The sequence below is a fragment of the Candidatus Binatia bacterium genome, from assembly GCA_029243485.1.
GTDB lineage: Bacteria > Desulfobacterota > Binatia > UBA12015 > UBA12015 > VGTG01.
The window spans coordinates 130,847-148,030 of record JAQWRY010000072.1 but is presented as its reverse complement, the minus strand read 5'-3'; the positions used below and the strand labels follow the sequence as shown (position 1 = coordinate 148,030).

Sequence of the window (17,184 nt, the reverse complement as noted above, 5' to 3'; positions counted from 1 at the left end):
CTTCCAAGACTAACTTCCGGCGACCACGGCCGGCAAGATCAGGAAAAGCTGGATCCCATCGAAGACGGAGTGCGCCACCATGCACGGCAGCACGTCGCGACGCGCTCGAAACACGAGTCCGAACACCACCGACACCGCAAAAACGCCCACCAGCATGAGGGGAAGCCCGTAGCTCATGTGGCTCGTGGTAAAGAGCACGCTCGACAGAATCAGACCGCACCGCGTCTGCAGGAAGGAGCGGAAGAACGCCTCCTCGACGATGCCGGCCGAGAGAACGAGGAGAAGTCGTTCGTACCAGGCGAGCTCCACGATGATGCGGACCGTGGAGGGAATATCCCCGTCCTGCGGGAGGGACCCCGGCTCCAGGGTGACTGCGAGGGTCCCGACGACAGCCATCGTCGTCATCGTCACGGCCCAGCCGGCGGCCCCTGCGGCCGCACCGAGTCGCAAAGAGTCGCGCAAGTCGCCAAAATTTAGGTGGAGGTACTCGCGGAGCGGCGGGCGTCCGGCGAGGATCCACCAAAGGAGCAGAAAGCTCGCAAGCAGTCCGTGGCCGAGAAACAGGGCTCCGAACGGGAGATCCGGGATCTCCATGTTGGGATCCGTGTCCGGGTACTCGAGAAGCGGAGCGAAACACGCCAGCGCGAGCGTCAATGTGAGGAGTGCCAGGGCGAGTGCTCTGCGCGAGCCCGTGGGGAACGGTTCGATCGCGGCGGGATGCCACCGGGCGAGCGCGAGAACGCTGAGGGTTGCCAGGAACAGGGCCAAGAGGAAAATCGTCATCCGCCGGCCACACTATACACGGAGCGCCACGGCGACGGACTCCCCTCACGACGTGAAACAGCCCCGCGCTTCCGCCATATTGAGAAGATCGTGTCTTCCCAGAGCGCCCGCGGCGGCGAGAAGCTAGGCCTCGTCCTTTCCGGAGGCGGAGCCCGTGGTCCCTTTCAAGTCGGCGTCTACGAACGACTCCTGCGCGACGAGAGGTTTGCCGACGGCCCGGCGGTGCTGAGCGGCACGTCCGCCGGAGCACTCAACGCGGCGATGATCGCGTGCGGGCTGTCACCGGTCGAGATCATGGAATTCTGGTTCGGCCTGGCGGACGACCCACCGGTTCGGGCCAGCGCGAAGTTGTTCGAGTCGGGCGCCGTCGCCATCGTGAAAACGCTCGCCCAGGAAATCGCGCAGCTTCCGATGCGACTCCCCGAGGACCTCACCCGACTCGGCCAGCGCGCCCGCCACTACTGGCCTCCGCGGATGGGAAGCCTTGCGGCGCTCACGATGGACTACCTACTCACGAGCCGTTTCGACGTCGTGAGCCGGATCCTCGACGGAATCGAAGAACCGTTCCTCGTAGACACGGCCGAGCTGCGCGATCGACTGATCGGTGTGTTCGGCGGCACCCGCATCCCCGCGGAGCGGCGGCTCGCGATCAACGCTGTCGATATCAATACCCGGCGGGTCGTGCGCTACGTTACGGGCCCGGTCCCGGCGGTGCCCGCATCCGAGTACGTCGTCGTCCCGGCGATCACGGTCGACATGCTGATGGCGAGTGCCAGCATTCCCTTGCTCTTCAACCCGATCACGATCGGATCCCACCTCCTGTGGGACGGCGGCCTCCTCGTGAACACGCCGCTCGCTCCAGCGGTAGCGCTGGGCGCCGATCAGATCGTGACCGTTCTCGTGACCGAAGGCGACAAACAGGACGAAGAGCTCACCAACATGGGACGCGCCCTCGAACGCACGCTCGATGCATTCCTTGAGAACGCCTACAACGTCGACCGCATGCTGCTCCTCGACCGCAACCGCCTCGCCCACGTCGACGGCAGCCCCTACCGCGACGTGAAGCTGTACGAAGCCATCCGCCCCACCCACGACCGCAACCTCTTCAGCGCCGGCTCCTACTTGAACTTCCAACGCAGCATGATGCGCGACATGTACCGCGCCGGCCTCCGCGCCGCCTCCGACTGGCTCGCCCAAGGCCCCCGCGTCGACCACCTCGAGTCCCGGCCCCAGACAGTCGGGGACGTTGGTTAGTCTCGCCCTTTTTGTTTAGTCGCGCCGCGCTTTGGCCTCGCCCCGAAACGCTGGTCGCCGCGACTAAACAAAAAGGGCGAGACTAACCAACGTCCCCTCCCAACCCTCGGAGGTGGAAGAAGGCGGTGCGGGTTTGGGTGAGGAGGAGGCCGCCGATTTGGAGGATTTCGGGGGACGAGCGGAGGCGGGCGTAGAGGCCGGCGGCGCTGGTGGTGCGGGCGCCGATTTCCAAGGTCGTCGTCGCGCCGGAGGCCAGGGTGAGGGAGATCGAGGCGTCGGGGGTGTCGAGGCCGAATTCCGCGAGGGGGGCGGCGCTCTCGAAGCTGTTCACTTCGGGCAATCCCACGACGTCGCGCACGAGGACATCCATGGCCGCATCGATCGCAGCCTGGCCCGGCGGCGGAACCGATTCGGACGGGGCGACCTGCGGGGCCAGTTCGAGGATCACCACCTGCCAGTGGCCGTCGCTGCGGACGGCGCGAAGCGCGCCCTGCCAGGTCCGCACCGAGATTCCAACGACGGCGTCCGTATCGAATCCGAACACCGACTCCACCTGCTCGCCAGGCGGGAGCGGCGGCGGCGGCTGAAGGCCGACCGCTACCCAGGTCGCGAGCGCCGAAGCGGCGATGACGACGAGGGATACGACCGAGCGGAGAGCGGACGACATTCCGCCCTCACCGCCGCCGGCGGCGGAGGACCACGCCCACGCCCAGCAGCAACACTAGCCCCGGCTGAACGATCACCGCGAGCCAGAAGATCTTCGTCGCCAGGCGCTCCGAAACGAAGACCGGCGACAAAGGCCCCAGGCCGGCGGTATCGGCGCGCACCCGCGCCCCCGTCGCCTCACGCTCGGTGAGCCAGCCCAGGAGCGTGACCAGCAGGTCCTTGTTTCCGAGAAGCGTGACGAAGTTGTCGCTCGCGAAGTCCGCATCCCCGACGACGAGCAGCCGCCCCCCGGTATCGACGATCGACGCTCCGATCACACCGATGGGTCCGGCTCGATCCGTCTCGGAAGCGAACTCGACCGAACCGCCTCGCGTCCGCTCCGCCCCGTGCGCCGCGAAGCTCTCTCGAGCGGTCCGCGCGACGATCTGCACGTCATCCGCGTCGTCTCCGTCGCCGCCGCCGGCCACACCGACGGAGCGCCCCCGTCCGAGAACCGCAGGCGTCTCCAGCGCGTTCACAGAGGGATGATCACGGAAGTACGGCACGAGAACGTTCGTGCCATCGCTGCCGTAGACCCGGTTGGCCTGATCGATCACCACGTCGTCCGCCAACTCCAGCCCGTGTGTCGCAATCCAGGACGCGAGACGGGGGAGCTCCGCGGGATCCAGGAGAACGAGAACCGAACCCCCGCCGCGAAGATAGGCCTCCAACTTCGCGATCTCCTGCTCGACGTAGTCGACCTCCGGCCCAGCCAGCACGACCGCCGAAGCGTCCTGCGGGACGTCGGGCTGCTGCAGAAGCGAGAGCGGAAGGAGATCGTATCCCTCGCCGCGCAGGAACTGCGCGGCCCGACCGAACTGATCGGCATGCCCGACCCGCGTGGTGCGCTCGCGGTGGTCGTTGACGAAATAGAGGACCGGTCGTCGCTGCTCGAGGATCTGCGCTATCCCACCAACCAACGCCTCTTCCGTTGCCGCCGGAGTCACGGACTCGCGCCCATCGTACGACAAGACCGCTCGATCGAACCGACGGACGCCGTTTTCCTTCGCTTGAAGCGGATTTCGATCGATGTCGATCAGCTCATAGTGAACGCGACTCGACGCGTCCGCGATCCGTTCGAGCAGGTCCCGGGCGCGCATCCGCTCGCCCCGGCGGTAGTAGAAGTCGATCTCGAGCGGATCCTGCAGCTGCTCGAGCACTGACGTGCTGTAGCTCGACAGAGAGAGCCGCCGCGCAAGCGTCAGGTCGAACTGCCGACGCCACACTTCGGAGAACGCCTGCACGGCGACGGCAACCGCCAGCACCGCGGCGACCGAGAGCAGGAACGCCGTCCATTGCAGGACCTGCCGATTCACTTCACGCCCCGCCAACGACGAGATCCGAGACATTGGAGCGTCCACGCGAGAAATACCCCGCTGAACAGCACGAGGAACGTGACGTCCGCGGTGTCGATCCCGCCCTGCACGAAGACGTAGAGCCGATCGAACAACGACAACTGGCTCAGCACCCACAAGACCGGCGCCCCGACCGCCGCCTCGTTCCAGGTGAGAACCCAGAACAAGAGCAGCACGCTGTACGTCACCGCCGCCGCGAGAACCTGGCTCTCAGTGAGCGCGGAAATCAGAATCCCACACGCCAGAAAGGCCGCACCGAGAAGGAACAACCCCAGATAGCCCGCAGCGATCGCGTTCACCGGCAACGAGGCTTCCGCCGGCAACAGCAGAAGCGGATACAGCAGCGTGCCGGCCAACATCAGCAGGAGTACGAGGAGCGCCGCCACGTACTTGCCGAGAACGATCTCCACGTCGCGCAGAGGGTAGGTCCACATCAGCTCGAGCGTGCCGAGGCGTCGCTCTTCTGCGAAGAGGCGCATCGTGAGCAGCGGCAGCAGAGTGAGCATATACTGCCGCATGTCCAGGAACTGATACTGCCAGAGGCCCCGCGTCAGATCGAAGCCGCCCGACAGGAGAAAGAACGACAAGTTCGAGTAGAAGTAGAACCCCGAAACGGACAGGAACAGCGCAACGACTACGTACGCCAGAAGCGAGCTGAAATACGAGACCAGCTCTTTGCGCACCACCGCAATCACGAGCGCGCCTCGGCCTCCCGCGCCGCTCGCTGCGCCGGTTCTCGCACGAGACGCAAGAAGATGTCTTCGAGCGACAGTGCCTCTCTCCGAAGTTCGAGAATCACCCAGCCCCGCGCGCTCACCTCGCGCGACACCCTCTCGACCGCGCTCTCATCGGCAACGATGAGCCGAACGCGCCCGTCCCAAGACTCGGCGGACTCCACACCGTCGACCCCGGACAACGCCGTGCCGAGCTCGCTCGGCTCCACGTCGGCCCGCACCCACAACGGCATCGCGCCCGCGAGGCGCTCCGACAGACCCGCGGGACTGTCCTCGGCGACGAGCCTTCCCCGGTCCACGATGACGACCCGCTGGGCGACCTGGCTCACCTCGGACAGAACGTGGCTCGAAAAAACGATCGTGCGCTGCCCACGCAGGCTCTTCACGAGCTCGCGAATCTCGGTAACCTGCCCCGGATCCAGCCCCGACGTGGGCTCGTCGAGCACGAGCACATCGGGATCACCGAGCAGCGCCTGCGAAAGACCAACTCGTTGGCGGAACCCCTTGCTGAGCTTCCCGACGAGCCGCCGGCGCACCTCACCGAGGCCGCACGCCGCGAGCGCCTTTTCCACATGGCCCGCGCGCGCGGCACGCTCGATGCGCTTCGCCCGGGCAACGAACGCCAGGTACCCCTCGACGCTCATCTCCGGATAGAACGGCGCGTTCTCGGGGAAGTATCCGAGCACGCGGCGCGCGGCATTCGGCTCGCGTCGAACGTCGTGCCCGCCGACGCGCACGATGCCGGTCGTCGGAGGAAAGATTCCCGCGATGACGCGCATCGTGGTCGTCTTACCGGCACCGTTGGGACCGAGGAACCCGACGCATTCTCCGGTGCCGACCGAGAACGAGAGGTCGTCGACCGCAACGAAGTCGCCAAACCGCTTCGTCAAATGGGAAACCTCGATCATCGTGAACTCCCACGGTACGGCGGTTCCGGGCGGTCGGGCAAGCGCTCTCCCCACCATGCGGGCGCACGCTCAGTCGACACGAACCTGCGGCCGCGCTCAGAAGCGCCGCAGAGCAAGCTCAGGAGTCGCCGGGAAAAACGTCCGGGTTTGCGAGGAAGCGCGGGCGCCGTTTCTCCAGCCAGGCTTCGATGCAATCGCACATGATCGTGCTCTGGTGGGTCACCACGTCGTGCGACGCACCGCCGATGTGGGGCGTCGCGATGACGTTCGGCAGGACGACAAACCGATCGCCCGGCTGAACGGGTTCCTTCCAGAACACATCGAACGCAGCTGCCCGGATCTTGCCGGAGGCGCACGCCTCGTAAAGCGGCTCTTCCTCGACCGTGGCGGCGCGACCCGTGTTGACGAAGTAGACGCCGTCCTTCAAGAGGCCGATCTCCCGGGCGCCGATCATCCCCTTTGTCTCGGGAATGTCCGGAGCGTGGATCGTGAGGAAATCCGCCTCGGACATGACCGTGTCGAGCTCGGCCTTCTCGACGCCCAGCTCTTCGAACACGGACTCCGGCACGAACGGGTCATACGCGACGATGCGCGACCCGAAGGGGCGGACGCGCTGAGCGACCCGCTGCCCGATGGCGCCGAATCCGACGATACCGACGGTGCGACCGAAGAGCTCGACCCCCGTCATCGACTCGTACATCTTCAGATAGTCGCCCGCGTTGTCTAACTGCTCACGCTTTCCCTTCACGAACGACACGGCGTTGTACACGTTGCGCGCGATCATCAGCATGAAGCAGAGTGTGAGATCGGCCACCGCCTCGGCGTTGCGCGCAGGCGTATAGAAGACGGGAATCCCCTTCTTCGTCGACGCTTCGACATCGATGTTGACAGGGTCGCCACGGCACGCGCCGATCATCTTGAGGTCGCATGCCTCGAGAACTTCCTTCTGGACCAGGTCCGCCTCGACGATCACGACGTCGCAGCCCTCTTCCAAAATACGCTTGGCAAACGCATCGCCGTCGAAGAAGATGTTCTTGGTCGTCTTCCAGTCTTCGACGTGTATGTCCATGTGCTTCTGAAGCCGAGTGAGATTTGCAGCATCTATCGAAGCGGTAATGAAAGCCTTCACGCGGATTCCTCGGCGTCGGCGACACCCATGAGGTTCTCGACAAGGGAAATGACCTGCCTGCGCAGACGCACACGCCGCTTCGACTCCTGAATTGAACCGCCCAGCATCATGTTGACGTGAGGCGAGTCCAGCATCGAAACCAGCAATGCCGACTGCACCGAGAGCAGCAGGAATGAGATGTCTTGCGCCGAGATCTCGTCGCCCGAGAACCGCCGCGCCCATTCCTGGAAGACTTTCCAGGACGGACTGAGGGCGGACGCCGCGGCGTCGTCGAGATCCGGTGCCTCGATGAGCCGACGCAGAAGCAGCTTCGGAATGGTCGGCTCGTTCGCGAACGCGTCGAAGATCAGCCCCATCGTGCGATCAATCATCGCACGCGCCTCCGCGGGCGATCCCGGACGCGTAATTTCGTCCTGAACGAGCTCGACGAGCTGGCGGTAGATGTGGGCGAAGATCGCGCGGTACAGGGTTTCCTTCGAATCCCAGTGATAATGCAGGCTCGAAATGTTGACGTCGGCCCGCGAGGCAATCTCTCGCGTGGACGCGCCCTCGAAGCCGCGCTCGGCGAAAACCTCCTGTGCAGCTTGAAGAATCCGCGCCTTCGTATTCTGGCGCGGGGAGTATCTGGTGTTTTCGGTTTCAGGCTTCACGGGCGGCCGCAATTCAATCGATCGATCGATTGCCCAACCTAGGCCACCTTGGACCTCGGTTGCAACTTCCCGGGGCCCACCCCTCTGGGTCGCCGCCGAGCGCGGCCCGCTACCGCCCGGCACCGAAGAGGCGCGCGGCTTGCGATGCGGCCGCGGCGGCACGAGCCGTCGGGCGCCCGCTGTCCAGCGCCGCACGGAGGCGGTCGGTTTCCGCCTCGGCCTCGGCGATCCGCAGGTCCTTCGCGCGGAGCTCCCGCTCGAGCTGCGGCACCCGATCGACCACGAACCGAAGCTGGCCGATCTCCTGAACCATCTCGGTCAGGCGCTCTTCGAGTGCCTCGTTCTCCTCGCGCAGGCTCTCGGTGCTCTGCGAGACCGCGGAGATCTTCGCCTCCTGCGCAGTCTCGAGCTTGCCTCGCACCTCGGCGAGAGCCTTTTGCGAGGCTGCAGCGCGTTTCCGCTTGCGGCGGCTCGAAGCCATGCACCTTCTTACCGCCGGTAGGGGTGGTGGTTCAAGCGGGAACGCGCCAACGGCGGTGCATCCAGAGCCATTGTTCGGGGTACTCGCGGATGATCGCCTCGAGCTGCTCGTTCAGCTTCGTGGTCACCTCGACCAGCGCCGCGGGATCCTTGCCCCGCGGGGGCGGATCGATCGGCGGCCGCGAGATAAGTTGGTGCTTCCCAGAGTCCCCGACCCGAGCGAGCACGACGACCTGGATGGGCACCTGAGCGATCTGGGCGAGCCTTGCCGGGCCCGGGGTCGTGTTTGCCGGACGCCCGAAGAACGGGATCGGGATTCCCGACCCTCCCGGAGCGTGCTGATCGATCGGCACAACGACGCAGGCCCCCTTGCGCAGCAAACGGAGGACGTCGCGTGCCGCCGCGTGCTTGTAAACGACCTTCGTCCCCGCGAGGCCTCGGACGGCCGTCAGGAGGTCGTCGACCTTGCCGTTCTTCAGCGACCGGTGAACGACGTGAAACGGGGCCCCCGAATAGCCAGCGGCCTGCACCAGGAGCTCCCAGTTGCCGAAGTGAGCCGTGGCGATGAGCCGCTGCCGATTCGCGATGAGCTCCCGGAAGGCCGTCTCGGATTCCGCTGAGCTGAATCCGACGACGTCGAAGATGTTATCGGCGTTCAGCTCGTCGAAATGGGCAAGCTCGGCGGCCAAGTAGCCCAGATTGCGAAACGAGGCCTGAAGAGTCTTCTCACACCAGGCATGATCACGTTCCGGGAACGCCGCTTGTAGGTTCTCCAGGCCGACCCGGCGAAGCCGCGGCATCGCCATCCCGCCCCGGGAGACGATCCCGCCGACCAGGGACCTGAGCGGCTCGGACGGCACGGCGTGCATCAGACCGAGGACACCCTTGAGCAGGGCGAACTCGAGATCCACGCGGAGGCCCGTCGTCGGCTCGTGGTGACGGTGAGGTGTGGCGAGGTCAGTCATGGCTCTGCGACTGCCGAGCGCGGGTTCGCGACCGGGCGATCCTGGTGCATGAGGACCCGGGCATGCGTACCCGGAGCGCATCGTTGATCGCCATCCTCACTATCGCCCTGCTGAGCAGCTTCGTCCTCTCCGGTGTCCTGCGCGACGGGCGAGCGGCTCTCCAGCCGACCTCGACCCGACCTTCCTCGGTCGCGCGTAGGCCGACCCATACCACGAATCCAGGTCAGCCCGGACCGGGGCGAAAGTCCACGGCTTTGTAACGCCCGGCCTTGAGCGCCGAGACCAGAGCCTGCTCGTCCGCAATGTCGTCCTCGAAGTCGGTGGCGCAGATGCCGATGAAGCTCGCCAGGTGGGAATCGCTACCGCCGAAACCGAAGTAGCCGTGATCGGTCATGAGATCCTGCACGCGATCGTTCTCTGGTCCCTTGCTGCCGCCGTTGAGGGCCTCGACCGCGATGACGCCCTCGAGCGCCGGCTTCGATTCGTAGTGGGCGCACAGCCCGACGTTAGAGCGACCCGGATGGCAGGGCGTCGCGATGCCTCCCAGACGCTCGACCTCGGAGATCACTTCCTGCGCGGGGAGCCGGATGTCGGTGAAGTCGAAGCGTCCCAGAATGTCCTCGTTCACCCCGTAGAGAAGGATGTGGCCGTACTCGCTCTCGACTTCCGCGCCACGCAGGACTCGCAGCTCGTACTGATCTTCGAGGGCGCGATAGTCGACGTCGAGATCGAAGCGCCGGTGCTCGGTCACGACGATTCCGTCAAGCGGCCGTTCCTCCCGCTTGCGCATGAGGATCTTCAGATACGTCTCGACCTTCGCCCGGCTGTCGTCGGAGAGCTCCGAGTGCAGATGAAGATCGAGGATCATGACGCGCGGGGCCGGAATCGCGGGATGGCGATCTCATCGGTGACGTCCTCGAACGTGACTTCGACCGGCATCCCGATCTTCACGTCGTCGGGCGGACAGTCGACGATGTTGGTCAGCATCTGAACGCCCTCTTCCAGTTCGACGTAGGCCAGGACGTAGGGCAGCGACTCCCGGAAACCCGGCGAGTGATTCTGGTGCGTGACCGTGAACGTGTAGACCTCTCCGCGCCCCGAGCACAGAGCCCACTCCACGTCGCCCGACATGCACGCCGGACAGACCGCGCGCGGGTAGAACCGCAGCTGGCTGCACGAACGACAGCGCTGTACGCGAAGCTCATGTCGCCGGCACGCTTCCCAGTATCCCTTGGATTCCTCGTCGGCTCGTGGAACCGGCTTTCCAGGACGGCGATCTGCCATGTCACGCCCCTCCCAGGATCAGCGTCGCGCCGCTGTGTTGGATACCGAGGTAGCCACCCGTTCCGTGACAAAGCGCGACCTCGGCGTTCTCGACCTGCCGCTCGCCACACTCCCCGCGGAGCTGCTTCGCCGCTTCGATGACGAGGAACATGCCGCGCATCCCCGGATGGTTCGACGAGAGCCCGCCCCCATCGAGATTCAACGGCAATGCGCCACCGAGACCGATTCGCCCTCCCTGCACGAAGGCGCCCCCCTCCCCGGCCTCGCAGAAGCCGAGGTTCTCGAGCGTCGAGAGGACGGTGATCGTGAACGAGTCGTAGATCATGCAAAGATCGATGTCGTCGCGCCCGACTCCCGCGCGCTCGAATGCGCGCTTTCCGGATTGCCGCGCGGCGATGTCGGTGATGTCGCGCTCACCGATGCCGGAGTGACGCGCGGCGATCCCGCCCCCGAGGACGCGCACCGGTCGGGTCGCGAGATCCTTGGCCCGCTCCTCCGAAGTCACGACAAGGGCACCACCGCCGTCCGAGATCACACAACAGTCCAGAAGATGAAGCGGTGACGAGATGATCCGCGACGCGAGCACGTCTTCGACCGTGATCGGATCGCGGTACTTCGCGTTCGGATTCAGGCCGGCGTGCCGGCGCATCGTGACCGCGATCTCCGCGAGCTGCTCGCTCGTCGTTCCGTACTGATGCATGTGCCGCTGGGCGACCATCCCATAGGCGCCGACGACGGTCGGTCCGTAAACCCCCTCGAACGCATCCGGCGGGTCCCCGGCCGTTCCGCCGCCCGTGCCGACGGCGAACCGGTCCGATGCCGCCGTGCTGCCGTACGTGATCAAGACGGTGGTGCACAGCCCGTCACGGATCGCGGCGGCCGCGTTCAGAACCTGGGCCACAAAGGACGATCCGCCGATGGAGGTCGAATCGAGCCAATCCGGCTGAAGGTTCAGATGGTGGCACATCGAGAGGACGCCGATCGGACCGACACCCGAGCAGGCGTAGCCGTCGACGTCGCCGAAGGTCAGACCTGCCTCGGCGAGGGCTCCCCGCGCCGCTTCGGCCGCGATCTGGTAAGAGGTCTTGTCGGGTGCCCACCGCGTCGGATGCTCGAACGCGCCGGCGATCGCGATCTCGGTGCGGCTCATCCGAGAAGCTCCTCGATGATCGCGTTCACCCGCTCCGGCTGTTCGAGCTGCGCAACGTGACCGGCTTCGGCCACGACTTCGAAGCGCGCGCCGGGAATCGCGGCGGCGATCTCCTCACCACAGTCGCGGGCGCAGTATCCATCCTGCTCTCCGTGAAGCACTCGGGTTGGCACCGCAATGGATGCCAGGCGACTTCTCAAATCGCAGCCACCGTACGCCTCGAGGTCCTGCAGTCGTACGCGCGGATCGGTCTTCACGATCTCGCCCCAGACCTCGCGCATCACGTTCATGTCGGGCTTCGCGGCGAAGAGCGGCGTATCGAAGGTCTGGGAGCGACGACCGCGCACGACGTCCCGCATCCCCGCAATCTCGCCGGCGGCCGCGAGCGGCGCCGATGTCGTTCCGATGGTGACGACCGCCTTCACGCGCGGTGCGTGGTCCAAGGCGAGCGCGAGCGCGATCTTTCCGCCGAGGCCATGCCCGACGACCACGGCCGGCGGCGCTCCGAGCGCTTGGAGGACGCCGGCGAGGATCTCGGCGGCGGCTTCGATCGAGGCGGGGCCGTCGAGGCCGCCCGATCGGCCGTGGCCCGGGAGATCGACCGCGACGGGGCTGTGCGAGCCCGCGAAATGCGCGAGCTGTCGTGACCAGAGCTTCCCGTTGCCGCCGGTATCGTGCACGAACAACAACGCGCCACCCCGATCCATCGGCGGCGGCACGCCGGGCAGCGTCGTTTCGCCGGCATGCTCGTAGTGAATCGCGAGATCCCCGCGGTAGAGATACTTCGTGGGCACTGGAAGATGCTTACGGACCGCCCGCCGTCCAAGTCAAATCTGGACCTTCCGCGATTCACTTGCGATGCTCGGAGTACGGAAACGATCGAACATTGGTTCCAGCCCTGGCCCCTCGGCGAGCTTTGCGTCGCAACGAGTTCCCTCGGCGTGCGCCGTATCACCTGGTCGGAATGCGGCGACCGCGAAAAAGTCCTCGCGCGGCTCCGCGAGGAATTCACCGACACCGAACTCGTCGAACGTTCAGCGGACGAGCGCGTACAAGGCGAACTCGACGAATTCTTTGCCGGCAAGCGCGAGCGATTCGAAGTCGCAGTCGACCCGAGGCCCCAGAGCGCGTTCCAGGAACGTGTCCTCCGCCGCGTTCTGCACACCCGTTTCGGTGAGACCGTGACCTACGGCGAACTCGCCCGTGCGGTCGACAAGCCAGGCGCGGCCAGGGCCGTGGGCCGGGTCATGGCGACGAACCCGCTGCCGATCATCATCCCCTGCCACCGCGTGCTGCCCGCGGACCGCTCGCTGGGGAACTACACCGGTGGGGTCCGCGTGAAGGAGTTCCTCCTCGGCCTCGAGGGGGTGCATCTGGAAACGCCTCTCCTCGACCCGAGCTGGACCTGAGCCGAGCCCCGGTTCGCTAACGTCCTTCCCAGGCCGGCGTCAGCCAGGACGACCACGCGTCGTCATTTCCAGACGCGACGTCGTGGAACCGTGCGCCGAGCGCGCGCGACCATTCGCCGATCGCACCGTTCCCGATCGGTCGATGGTCGATTCGCGTGACCGGAGTCAGCTCCGCCGCAGTTCCACACAAGAAGACCTCGTCGGCGGTGTAGAGCTCGGTCCGCGAGATCTTACGCTCGGTGACCGGCCACGACAGCGGCTCGCTGCGCGCCAGTTCCATCAGACTTCGTCGCGTGATGCCGTCGAGGTTGTCCTCCGTCGACGGGGGCGAAACGAGTTCGCCGCGACGCACGATGAAGAGATGTGCCGCACTCCCCTCGCTGACCGAACCTTCTTGGGTGAGGAAGATCGCTTCGTCAAAGCCGTTCCGCTTGGCTTCGGCGCGGGCGAGAGCCGAATTCAGGTACGCCGCAGTGGGCTTCGCACGAGCCGGAATCGCGTTGTCCGACACACGGCGCCACGACGACACGCACGCGTGGATCGAGTCGCCCCCGAAATACTTTCCGAGCGGTTGGGTGTAGATCGACAGGGCGACCGGAACGTCGGTCAGCGTAGGTGAGAGCTCGTCGGAGTCGACGTAGATCAGCGGCCGCACGTACTGATCGGACCGAGCGTCGTTCTCCCTCAGAACATCGAGGACGGCCTGAACGGCGTCTTCCTCGCTGACCGGCGGCTCCAGTCCGAGGATAAGCGCGGATCGATAGAGCCGCTCGATGTGATCCATGAGCCGGAAGACGAACAGCTCCTTCTTTGCGTCGTTCCAGTAGGCGCGGATACCTCCGAAGCAACCGAGCCCGTAGTTCACTGCCTTCGATCGGATGCTGAGCTGCGCCTCCGCGTCGTCGACGATCTTGCCGCGATGATAGGTCTTTCCCACGAGCAAGATTCGACACAGCGCCACCCCTCAGGCAACCCGCGCTCGATGACCGTGGAATTCAGGAGCGAGTCGGCCGGAAGAAAAGCAGCGCCGCGCCCTCCCCCACCGACTCGAAGACGGGCTCGACCGGGAGGTCGATCTCGACCGCTTCCGGCGCACACCCCACGATCGTGGTCGGCAGCCGAACCCCGGCGCCCAGTGTCACGACGGCGTACACGTAGGGCGTCCGGCTCATGAACCACGGGTGGGTCGCACGGTGGACGACGCTGTACGTGTAGACCCGTCCGGCGCCGGGGATCTCCTCCCAGGCCACGTTCGTCGAATGACAGGCAGGGCAGAACGGGCGGGGATAGAAGATCAGCCGAGCGCAGGCTTGGCAGCGCGGCAACTCGATCCGCCCCTCGGCGAGTGCCGACCAGTAGCGGGCCGCATCCCCCTCCCCGGTCGGAAGCGGGCGGGGGAAGTCCGGCGTGCTCACGATGCCGTCCCCAGGACCAGAGAACACTCCTCGGTGAACGTCCCACCGTTGCCATGGATGAAGGCGAGCCCGTTGTTCTTCACCTGTCGGTCGCCGGCGCGGCCCATGACCTGGCGAACACCTTCGACCACGAGAGTCATCCCCCCCCCGAGGCCCGGCTGTCCGAACGACAGCATCCCGCCGCCCGTGTTCAGCGGGAAGTCCCCGGCGTACGTGAGGTCATGCGCTTCGATGAAGGCGCCGCCCTCGCCCTTCGCGCAGAAACCGGCGTCCTCGAGCTCGATCAGGACCGCGCTCGTGTAGCAATCGTAGATCTGCGCAACGGTGACGTCCTTCGGTCCGACACGAGCCATCTCGAACGCCCGCCGTGCCGACTCCACGGTGGGCGTGACGAGGAAGTCCTCGCGCTGGAACGGGTCCGGTTCGAGCGCTTCACCGTAGCCGAGCACCCACGCCGGCGCGTGCGGGGCATCGACCACCCTTTCTCCCGAGGTCACGATCACCGCTTCCGCTCCGGTGCACGGCAGAACGATCTCCAGCTTGTGCAGCGGATCACAGATCAGAGGCGAGGCGAGAACGTCGTCGATGGTGAGCGGCTGATCGCGAAACAACGCGAGTGGATTGCGCTGCGCGCTCGTCCGCTGATCCGCGGCGATCTTCGCGAGCTGGCGCGCCGTCGTGCCGTAGCGCTCCATGTGCAGGCGGGCCGCCATCGCGTAATCCGCGTTCGCCCCGGCCGCACCATAGGGCAGCGTGAAATCACGCAGGGGCGAGACCATCGGGGGCGGCTTCAGATACATCCCCTGCGGATCCCAGGTGTCACCGTTCACGCACAGGACGTTGCGCGCACGCCCCTCCGAAACCGCGGCTGCGGCCCGGGCGATCATCGCGCAGGACGTCGCTCCACCCAGATCGACGAACTCGAGATAGCCCGGAGTGAGCCCTAGATGCTCGGCCACGACCGACGGCCAGAGCATCGAGTACTGCATCATCGCCGGGCACACGACGATGCCGTCGATATCCGCGGGGCCGAGGCCGGCGTCGGCGATCGCAAGACGCGAAGCCTCGGCAATCAACCCGAGCGGGGTCTTCCCCTCGGGTTTCTTCGTCGGAGCGAGCTCCGAGAATCCGATGATCGCCGCCCGCGTCCCCATGGCGTCTTAGTCTTACTCTCCGCGTCGCAGCCCGTCGAGACGCTCTACGGAAGCGGGAGCTTCTACTGATTTCGGCCGGGCGAGTGGGGGGTGGGGGGCAGGTCAGGCCGCTTCGACCTGCAGGACGGAATCTACGAGATCCTGTGCCTCTGCCTGAATGCGAGCCAGATGCTCGGCGCCGAGAAAGCTCTCCGCGTAGATCTTGTAGACGTCCTCGGTCCCGGACGGTCGCGCGGCAAACCAACCGTTCTCCGTCACGACCTTGAGGCCTCCGATGGGCGCGTCATTGCTGGGCGCTCGCGTGAGCTTGGCGACGATGGGCTCGCCCGCGAGCTCGGTAGCCCCGACCTGCGAGGCGTCGAGGCTTTTCAGTTTCGCCTTCTGTGCCGGTGCCGCCGGTGCGTCGACCCGTTCGTAGACCGGGCTGCCGAACTGCTCTTCGAGGTCGCGGTAGTGCTCGGCCGGATCCTTCCCCGTGCCGGCCGTCATCTCGGCCATGAGGAGGTTGATCACCGGGCCATCCTTGTCGGTGGTCCAGACCGTGCCGTCGAACCGCAGGAACGAAGCCCCCGCACTCTCTTCCCCGCCGAACCCGAACGTTCCGCCGAGCAATCCGTCGACGAACCACTTGAACCCGACCGGCACTTCGGCGAGCGGGCGTTTTACCAGCCGCGCGACCCGATCGATCATCGAGCTCGAAACCAGAGTCTTGCCGATCGCAGTCTCGGCGGGCCACTGCGTTCGCGTTTCGAAGAGATAGCGAATGGCGACGGCGAGAACGTGGTTGGGGTTGAGGAGCCCCGCGCTCTTCGTGACGATACCGTGTCGGTCGGCGTCACCGTCGTTGCCGAACGCGAGATCGTACCTGTCCTTCAACTCCACCAGGCTCGCCATCGCGTAGGGCGACGAGCAGTCCATTCGGATCTTGCCGTCCTTGTCCACGGTCATGAACGAAAACGTCGGATCGACCCGGCGGTCGACGATGTCGATGTCGACGCCGTAGGTCTCGACGATCGGCTCCCAGACCGGAAGGCCCGCGCCTCCCAGCGGATGCACGCCGAGTTTCAATCCGGCTTTGGCGATGCACTCCAGATCGACGACGTTCTTCAGGTCGTCGACGTAGGGCTGGATGTTGTTCCGTTCTCGGGTCGAGTCGAGTGCGCGAGCACGCGCCCACGGGATGCGCTTCACACCCTCGAGATCGTTCTCGAGGATCTCGTTTGCCCGAGCCTCGATCTTCTTCGTCGTGGCCTCGTCGGCGGGTCCACCCGTGGGAGGGTTGTACTTGAAGCCGCCATCGCGCGGCGGATTGTGCGACGGTGTGATGACGACGCCGTCGGCCAGGTGGTCCGTACGACCGCGGTTGTACTGAAGGATGGCGTGCGAGACGACCGGCGTCGGCGTGTAGCCGAGCCCCTCTTCGAGAACGATCTCGACCCCGTTCGCCGCAAGGACCTCGACCGTAGAGACGAGCGCCGGCTCCGACAGAGCGTGCGTGTCGATCCCGATGAACAGAGGACCGTCGACACGAGCCTCCGCGCGATGCTCCGCGAGCGCCTGCGAGACGGCGAGCACATGGGCCTCGTTGAAACTTCCGTCCAGAGCGCACCCTCGATGGCCCGAGGTCCCGAACGCCACACGTTGCGCCGGGTCAGACGGATCCGGTCGCCGCGAGAAGTACTCGGTGACGAGTCGCGGTACGTTGACCAGAATCTCTTGCGGCGCGGGCTTTCCCGCCAGTTTGTGTAGTGCCATTCGAACGCTCTCCCGTTTGGACGCGGAGGCTACAATGCCCGGGTTTCACCCGCT

19 protein-coding genes are annotated in these 17,184 nt (G+C 65.8%); 2 read left to right on the top strand and 17 right to left on the bottom strand.

The annotated features are described in order from the left end of the window. Nucleotides 1–9: 9 nt before the first annotated feature. Entirely contained in the window at nucleotides 10–783 is a 774-nt protein-coding gene (locus P8R42_20790; GenBank protein ID MDG2307037.1) for a type II CAAX endopeptidase family protein, read from the bottom strand. Nucleotides 784–873: 90 nt separating this feature from the next. Here P8R42_20790 and P8R42_20785 point away from each other — a divergent pair, with 90 nt between their 5' ends. Next, on the top strand, nucleotides 874–2,037 hold the full coding sequence (locus tag P8R42_20785) for a patatin-like phospholipase family protein (protein ID MDG2307036.1): 1,164 nt from the start codon (nucleotides 874–876) through the stop codon (nucleotides 2,035–2,037). Between the two features lie 82 nt (nucleotides 2,038–2,119). On the opposite strand, the gene P8R42_20780 is transcribed toward P8R42_20785, so the two are convergent. The 12 genes from P8R42_20780 to P8R42_20725 all read right to left on the bottom strand — a co-directional run bounded on the left by P8R42_20780 (nucleotide 2,120) and on the right by P8R42_20725 (nucleotide 12,191). After that, the gene (locus P8R42_20780; GenBank protein ID MDG2307035.1) at nucleotides 2,120–2,704 is read right to left on the bottom strand and encodes a DUF4340 domain-containing protein; all 585 of its coding nucleotides are present in this window, start codon (nucleotides 2,702–2,704) and stop codon (nucleotides 2,120–2,122) included. A gap of 7 nt (nucleotides 2,705–2,711) precedes the next feature. Continuing rightward, nucleotides 2,712–4,091, bottom strand: coding sequence for a GldG family protein (locus P8R42_20775; GenBank protein MDG2307034.1), 1,380 nt, complete (start codon nucleotides 4,089–4,091; stop codon nucleotides 2,712–2,714). Next, complete coding sequence (locus P8R42_20770) at nucleotides 4,055–4,792, bottom strand: ABC transporter permease (protein ID MDG2307033.1); 738 nt, start codon at nucleotides 4,790–4,792, stop codon at nucleotides 4,055–4,057. The genes P8R42_20775 and P8R42_20770 overlap by 37 nt, the downstream gene beginning before the upstream one ends. Further along, entirely contained in the window at nucleotides 4,789–5,739 is a 951-nt protein-coding gene (locus P8R42_20765; protein ID MDG2307032.1) for an ABC transporter ATP-binding protein, read from the bottom strand. Before P8R42_20765 ends, P8R42_20770 begins: the two co-directional genes overlap by 4 nt. A 118-nt stretch (nucleotides 5,740–5,857) precedes the next feature. Then, nucleotides 5,858–6,868, bottom strand: a complete 1,011-nt coding sequence (locus tag P8R42_20760; protein MDG2307031.1) for an NAD(P)-dependent oxidoreductase — start codon at nucleotides 6,866–6,868, stop codon at nucleotides 5,858–5,860. Then, nucleotides 6,865–7,518 (bottom strand): TetR/AcrR family transcriptional regulator, encoded by a 654-nt coding sequence (locus P8R42_20755; GenBank protein ID MDG2307030.1) that lies wholly within the window; start codon nucleotides 7,516–7,518, stop codon nucleotides 6,865–6,867. The genes P8R42_20760 and P8R42_20755 overlap by 4 nt, the downstream gene beginning before the upstream one ends. Nucleotides 7,519–7,627: 109 nt before the next feature. Next, nucleotides 7,628–7,999 (bottom strand): hypothetical protein, encoded by a 372-nt coding sequence (locus P8R42_20750; protein ID MDG2307029.1) that lies wholly within the window; start codon nucleotides 7,997–7,999, stop codon nucleotides 7,628–7,630. Nucleotides 8,000–8,030: 31 nt separating this feature from the next. Further along, entirely contained in the window at nucleotides 8,031–8,963 is a 933-nt protein-coding gene (locus tag P8R42_20745) for a lysophospholipid acyltransferase family protein (GenBank protein MDG2307028.1), read from the bottom strand. 223 nt (nucleotides 8,964–9,186) lie between these two features. Continuing rightward, nucleotides 9,187–9,831, bottom strand: a complete 645-nt coding sequence (locus P8R42_20740) for a PHP domain-containing protein (GenBank protein MDG2307027.1) — start codon at nucleotides 9,829–9,831, stop codon at nucleotides 9,187–9,189. Next, nucleotides 9,828–10,247 carry a Zn-ribbon domain-containing OB-fold protein gene (locus tag P8R42_20735; protein ID MDG2307026.1) on the bottom strand — a complete coding sequence of 140 codons (420 nt, stop codon included), beginning with the start codon at nucleotides 10,245–10,247 and terminating at the stop codon, nucleotides 9,828–9,830. The genes P8R42_20740 and P8R42_20735 overlap by 4 nt, the downstream gene beginning before the upstream one ends. A gap of 1 nt (nucleotide 10,248) precedes the next feature. Next, a complete protein-coding gene (locus P8R42_20730) occupies nucleotides 10,249–11,397 on the bottom strand; it encodes an acetyl-CoA acetyltransferase (GenBank protein MDG2307025.1) in 1,149 nt (382 codons plus the stop codon). Then, nucleotides 11,394–12,191, bottom strand: coding sequence for an alpha/beta fold hydrolase (locus P8R42_20725; GenBank protein MDG2307024.1), 798 nt, complete (start codon nucleotides 12,189–12,191; stop codon nucleotides 11,394–11,396). The genes P8R42_20730 and P8R42_20725 overlap by 4 nt, the downstream gene beginning before the upstream one ends. 147 nt (nucleotides 12,192–12,338) lie before the next feature. On the opposite strand from P8R42_20725, the gene P8R42_20720 reads away from it, so the two are divergent. Next, nucleotides 12,339–12,806 carry a methylated-DNA--[protein]-cysteine S-methyltransferase gene (locus P8R42_20720; GenBank protein ID MDG2307023.1) on the top strand — a complete coding sequence of 156 codons (468 nt, stop codon included), beginning with the start codon at nucleotides 12,339–12,341 and terminating at the stop codon, nucleotides 12,804–12,806. A 16-nt stretch (nucleotides 12,807–12,822) separates the two neighbouring features. Here P8R42_20720 and P8R42_20715 read toward each other — a convergent pair whose 3' ends face one another. The 4 genes from P8R42_20715 to pgm form a co-directional block, all read right to left on the bottom strand. Continuing rightward, nucleotides 12,823–13,743, bottom strand: a complete 921-nt coding sequence (locus tag P8R42_20715) for a branched-chain amino acid transaminase (protein MDG2307022.1) — start codon at nucleotides 13,741–13,743, stop codon at nucleotides 12,823–12,825. A gap of 58 nt (nucleotides 13,744–13,801) precedes the next feature. Next, nucleotides 13,802–14,221 carry a Zn-ribbon domain-containing OB-fold protein gene (locus P8R42_20710; protein ID MDG2307021.1) on the bottom strand — a complete coding sequence of 140 codons (420 nt, stop codon included), beginning with the start codon at nucleotides 14,219–14,221 and terminating at the stop codon, nucleotides 13,802–13,804. After that, the gene (locus P8R42_20705; protein MDG2307020.1) at nucleotides 14,218–15,375 is read right to left on the bottom strand and encodes a thiolase family protein; all 1,158 of its coding nucleotides are present in this window, start codon (nucleotides 15,373–15,375) and stop codon (nucleotides 14,218–14,220) included. The genes P8R42_20710 and P8R42_20705 overlap by 4 nt, the downstream gene beginning before the upstream one ends. Before the next feature lie 102 nt (nucleotides 15,376–15,477). Beyond that, entirely contained in the window at nucleotides 15,478–17,130 is a 1,653-nt protein-coding gene (gene pgm, locus P8R42_20700) for a phosphoglucomutase (alpha-D-glucose-1,6-bisphosphate-dependent) (protein ID MDG2307019.1), read from the bottom strand. Nucleotides 17,131–17,184: the final 54 nt, after the last annotated feature.

Excerpts from the sequence above, each read along its gene's own strand:
- P8R42_20745 (MDG2307028.1), bottom strand. The coding sequence starts at position 8,963 with ATGACTGACCTCGCCACACCTCACCGTCACCACGAGCCGACGACGGGC.
- P8R42_20730 (MDG2307025.1), bottom strand. The coding sequence starts at position 11,397 with ATGAGCCGCACCGAGATCGCGATCGCCGGCGCGTTCGAGCATCCGACG.
- P8R42_20780 (MDG2307035.1), bottom strand. The coding sequence starts at position 2,704 with ATGTCGTCCGCTCTCCGCTCGGTCGTATCCCTCGTCGTCATCGCCGCT.
- P8R42_20705 (MDG2307020.1), bottom strand. The coding sequence starts at position 15,375 with ATGGGGACGCGGGCGGCGATCATCGGATTCTCGGAGCTCGCTCCGACG.
- P8R42_20735 (MDG2307026.1), bottom strand. The coding sequence starts at position 10,247 with ATGGCAGATCGCCGTCCTGGAAAGCCGGTTCCACGAGCCGACGAGGAA.
- P8R42_20740 (MDG2307027.1), bottom strand. The coding sequence starts at position 9,831 with ATGATCCTCGATCTTCATCTGCACTCGGAGCTCTCCGACGACAGCCGG.
- pgm (MDG2307019.1), bottom strand. The coding sequence starts at position 17,130 with ATGGCACTACACAAACTGGCGGGAAAGCCCGCGCCGCAAGAGATTCTG.
- P8R42_20775 (MDG2307034.1), bottom strand. The coding sequence starts at position 4,091 with ATGTCTCGGATCTCGTCGTTGGCGGGGCGTGAAGTGAATCGGCAGGTC.
- P8R42_20790 (MDG2307037.1), bottom strand. The coding sequence starts at position 783 with ATGACGATTTTCCTCTTGGCCCTGTTCCTGGCAACCCTCAGCGTTCTC.
- P8R42_20750 (MDG2307029.1), bottom strand. The coding sequence starts at position 7,999 with ATGGCTTCGAGCCGCCGCAAGCGGAAACGCGCTGCAGCCTCGCAAAAG.
- P8R42_20765 (MDG2307032.1), bottom strand. The coding sequence starts at position 5,739 with ATGATCGAGGTTTCCCATTTGACGAAGCGGTTTGGCGACTTCGTTGCG.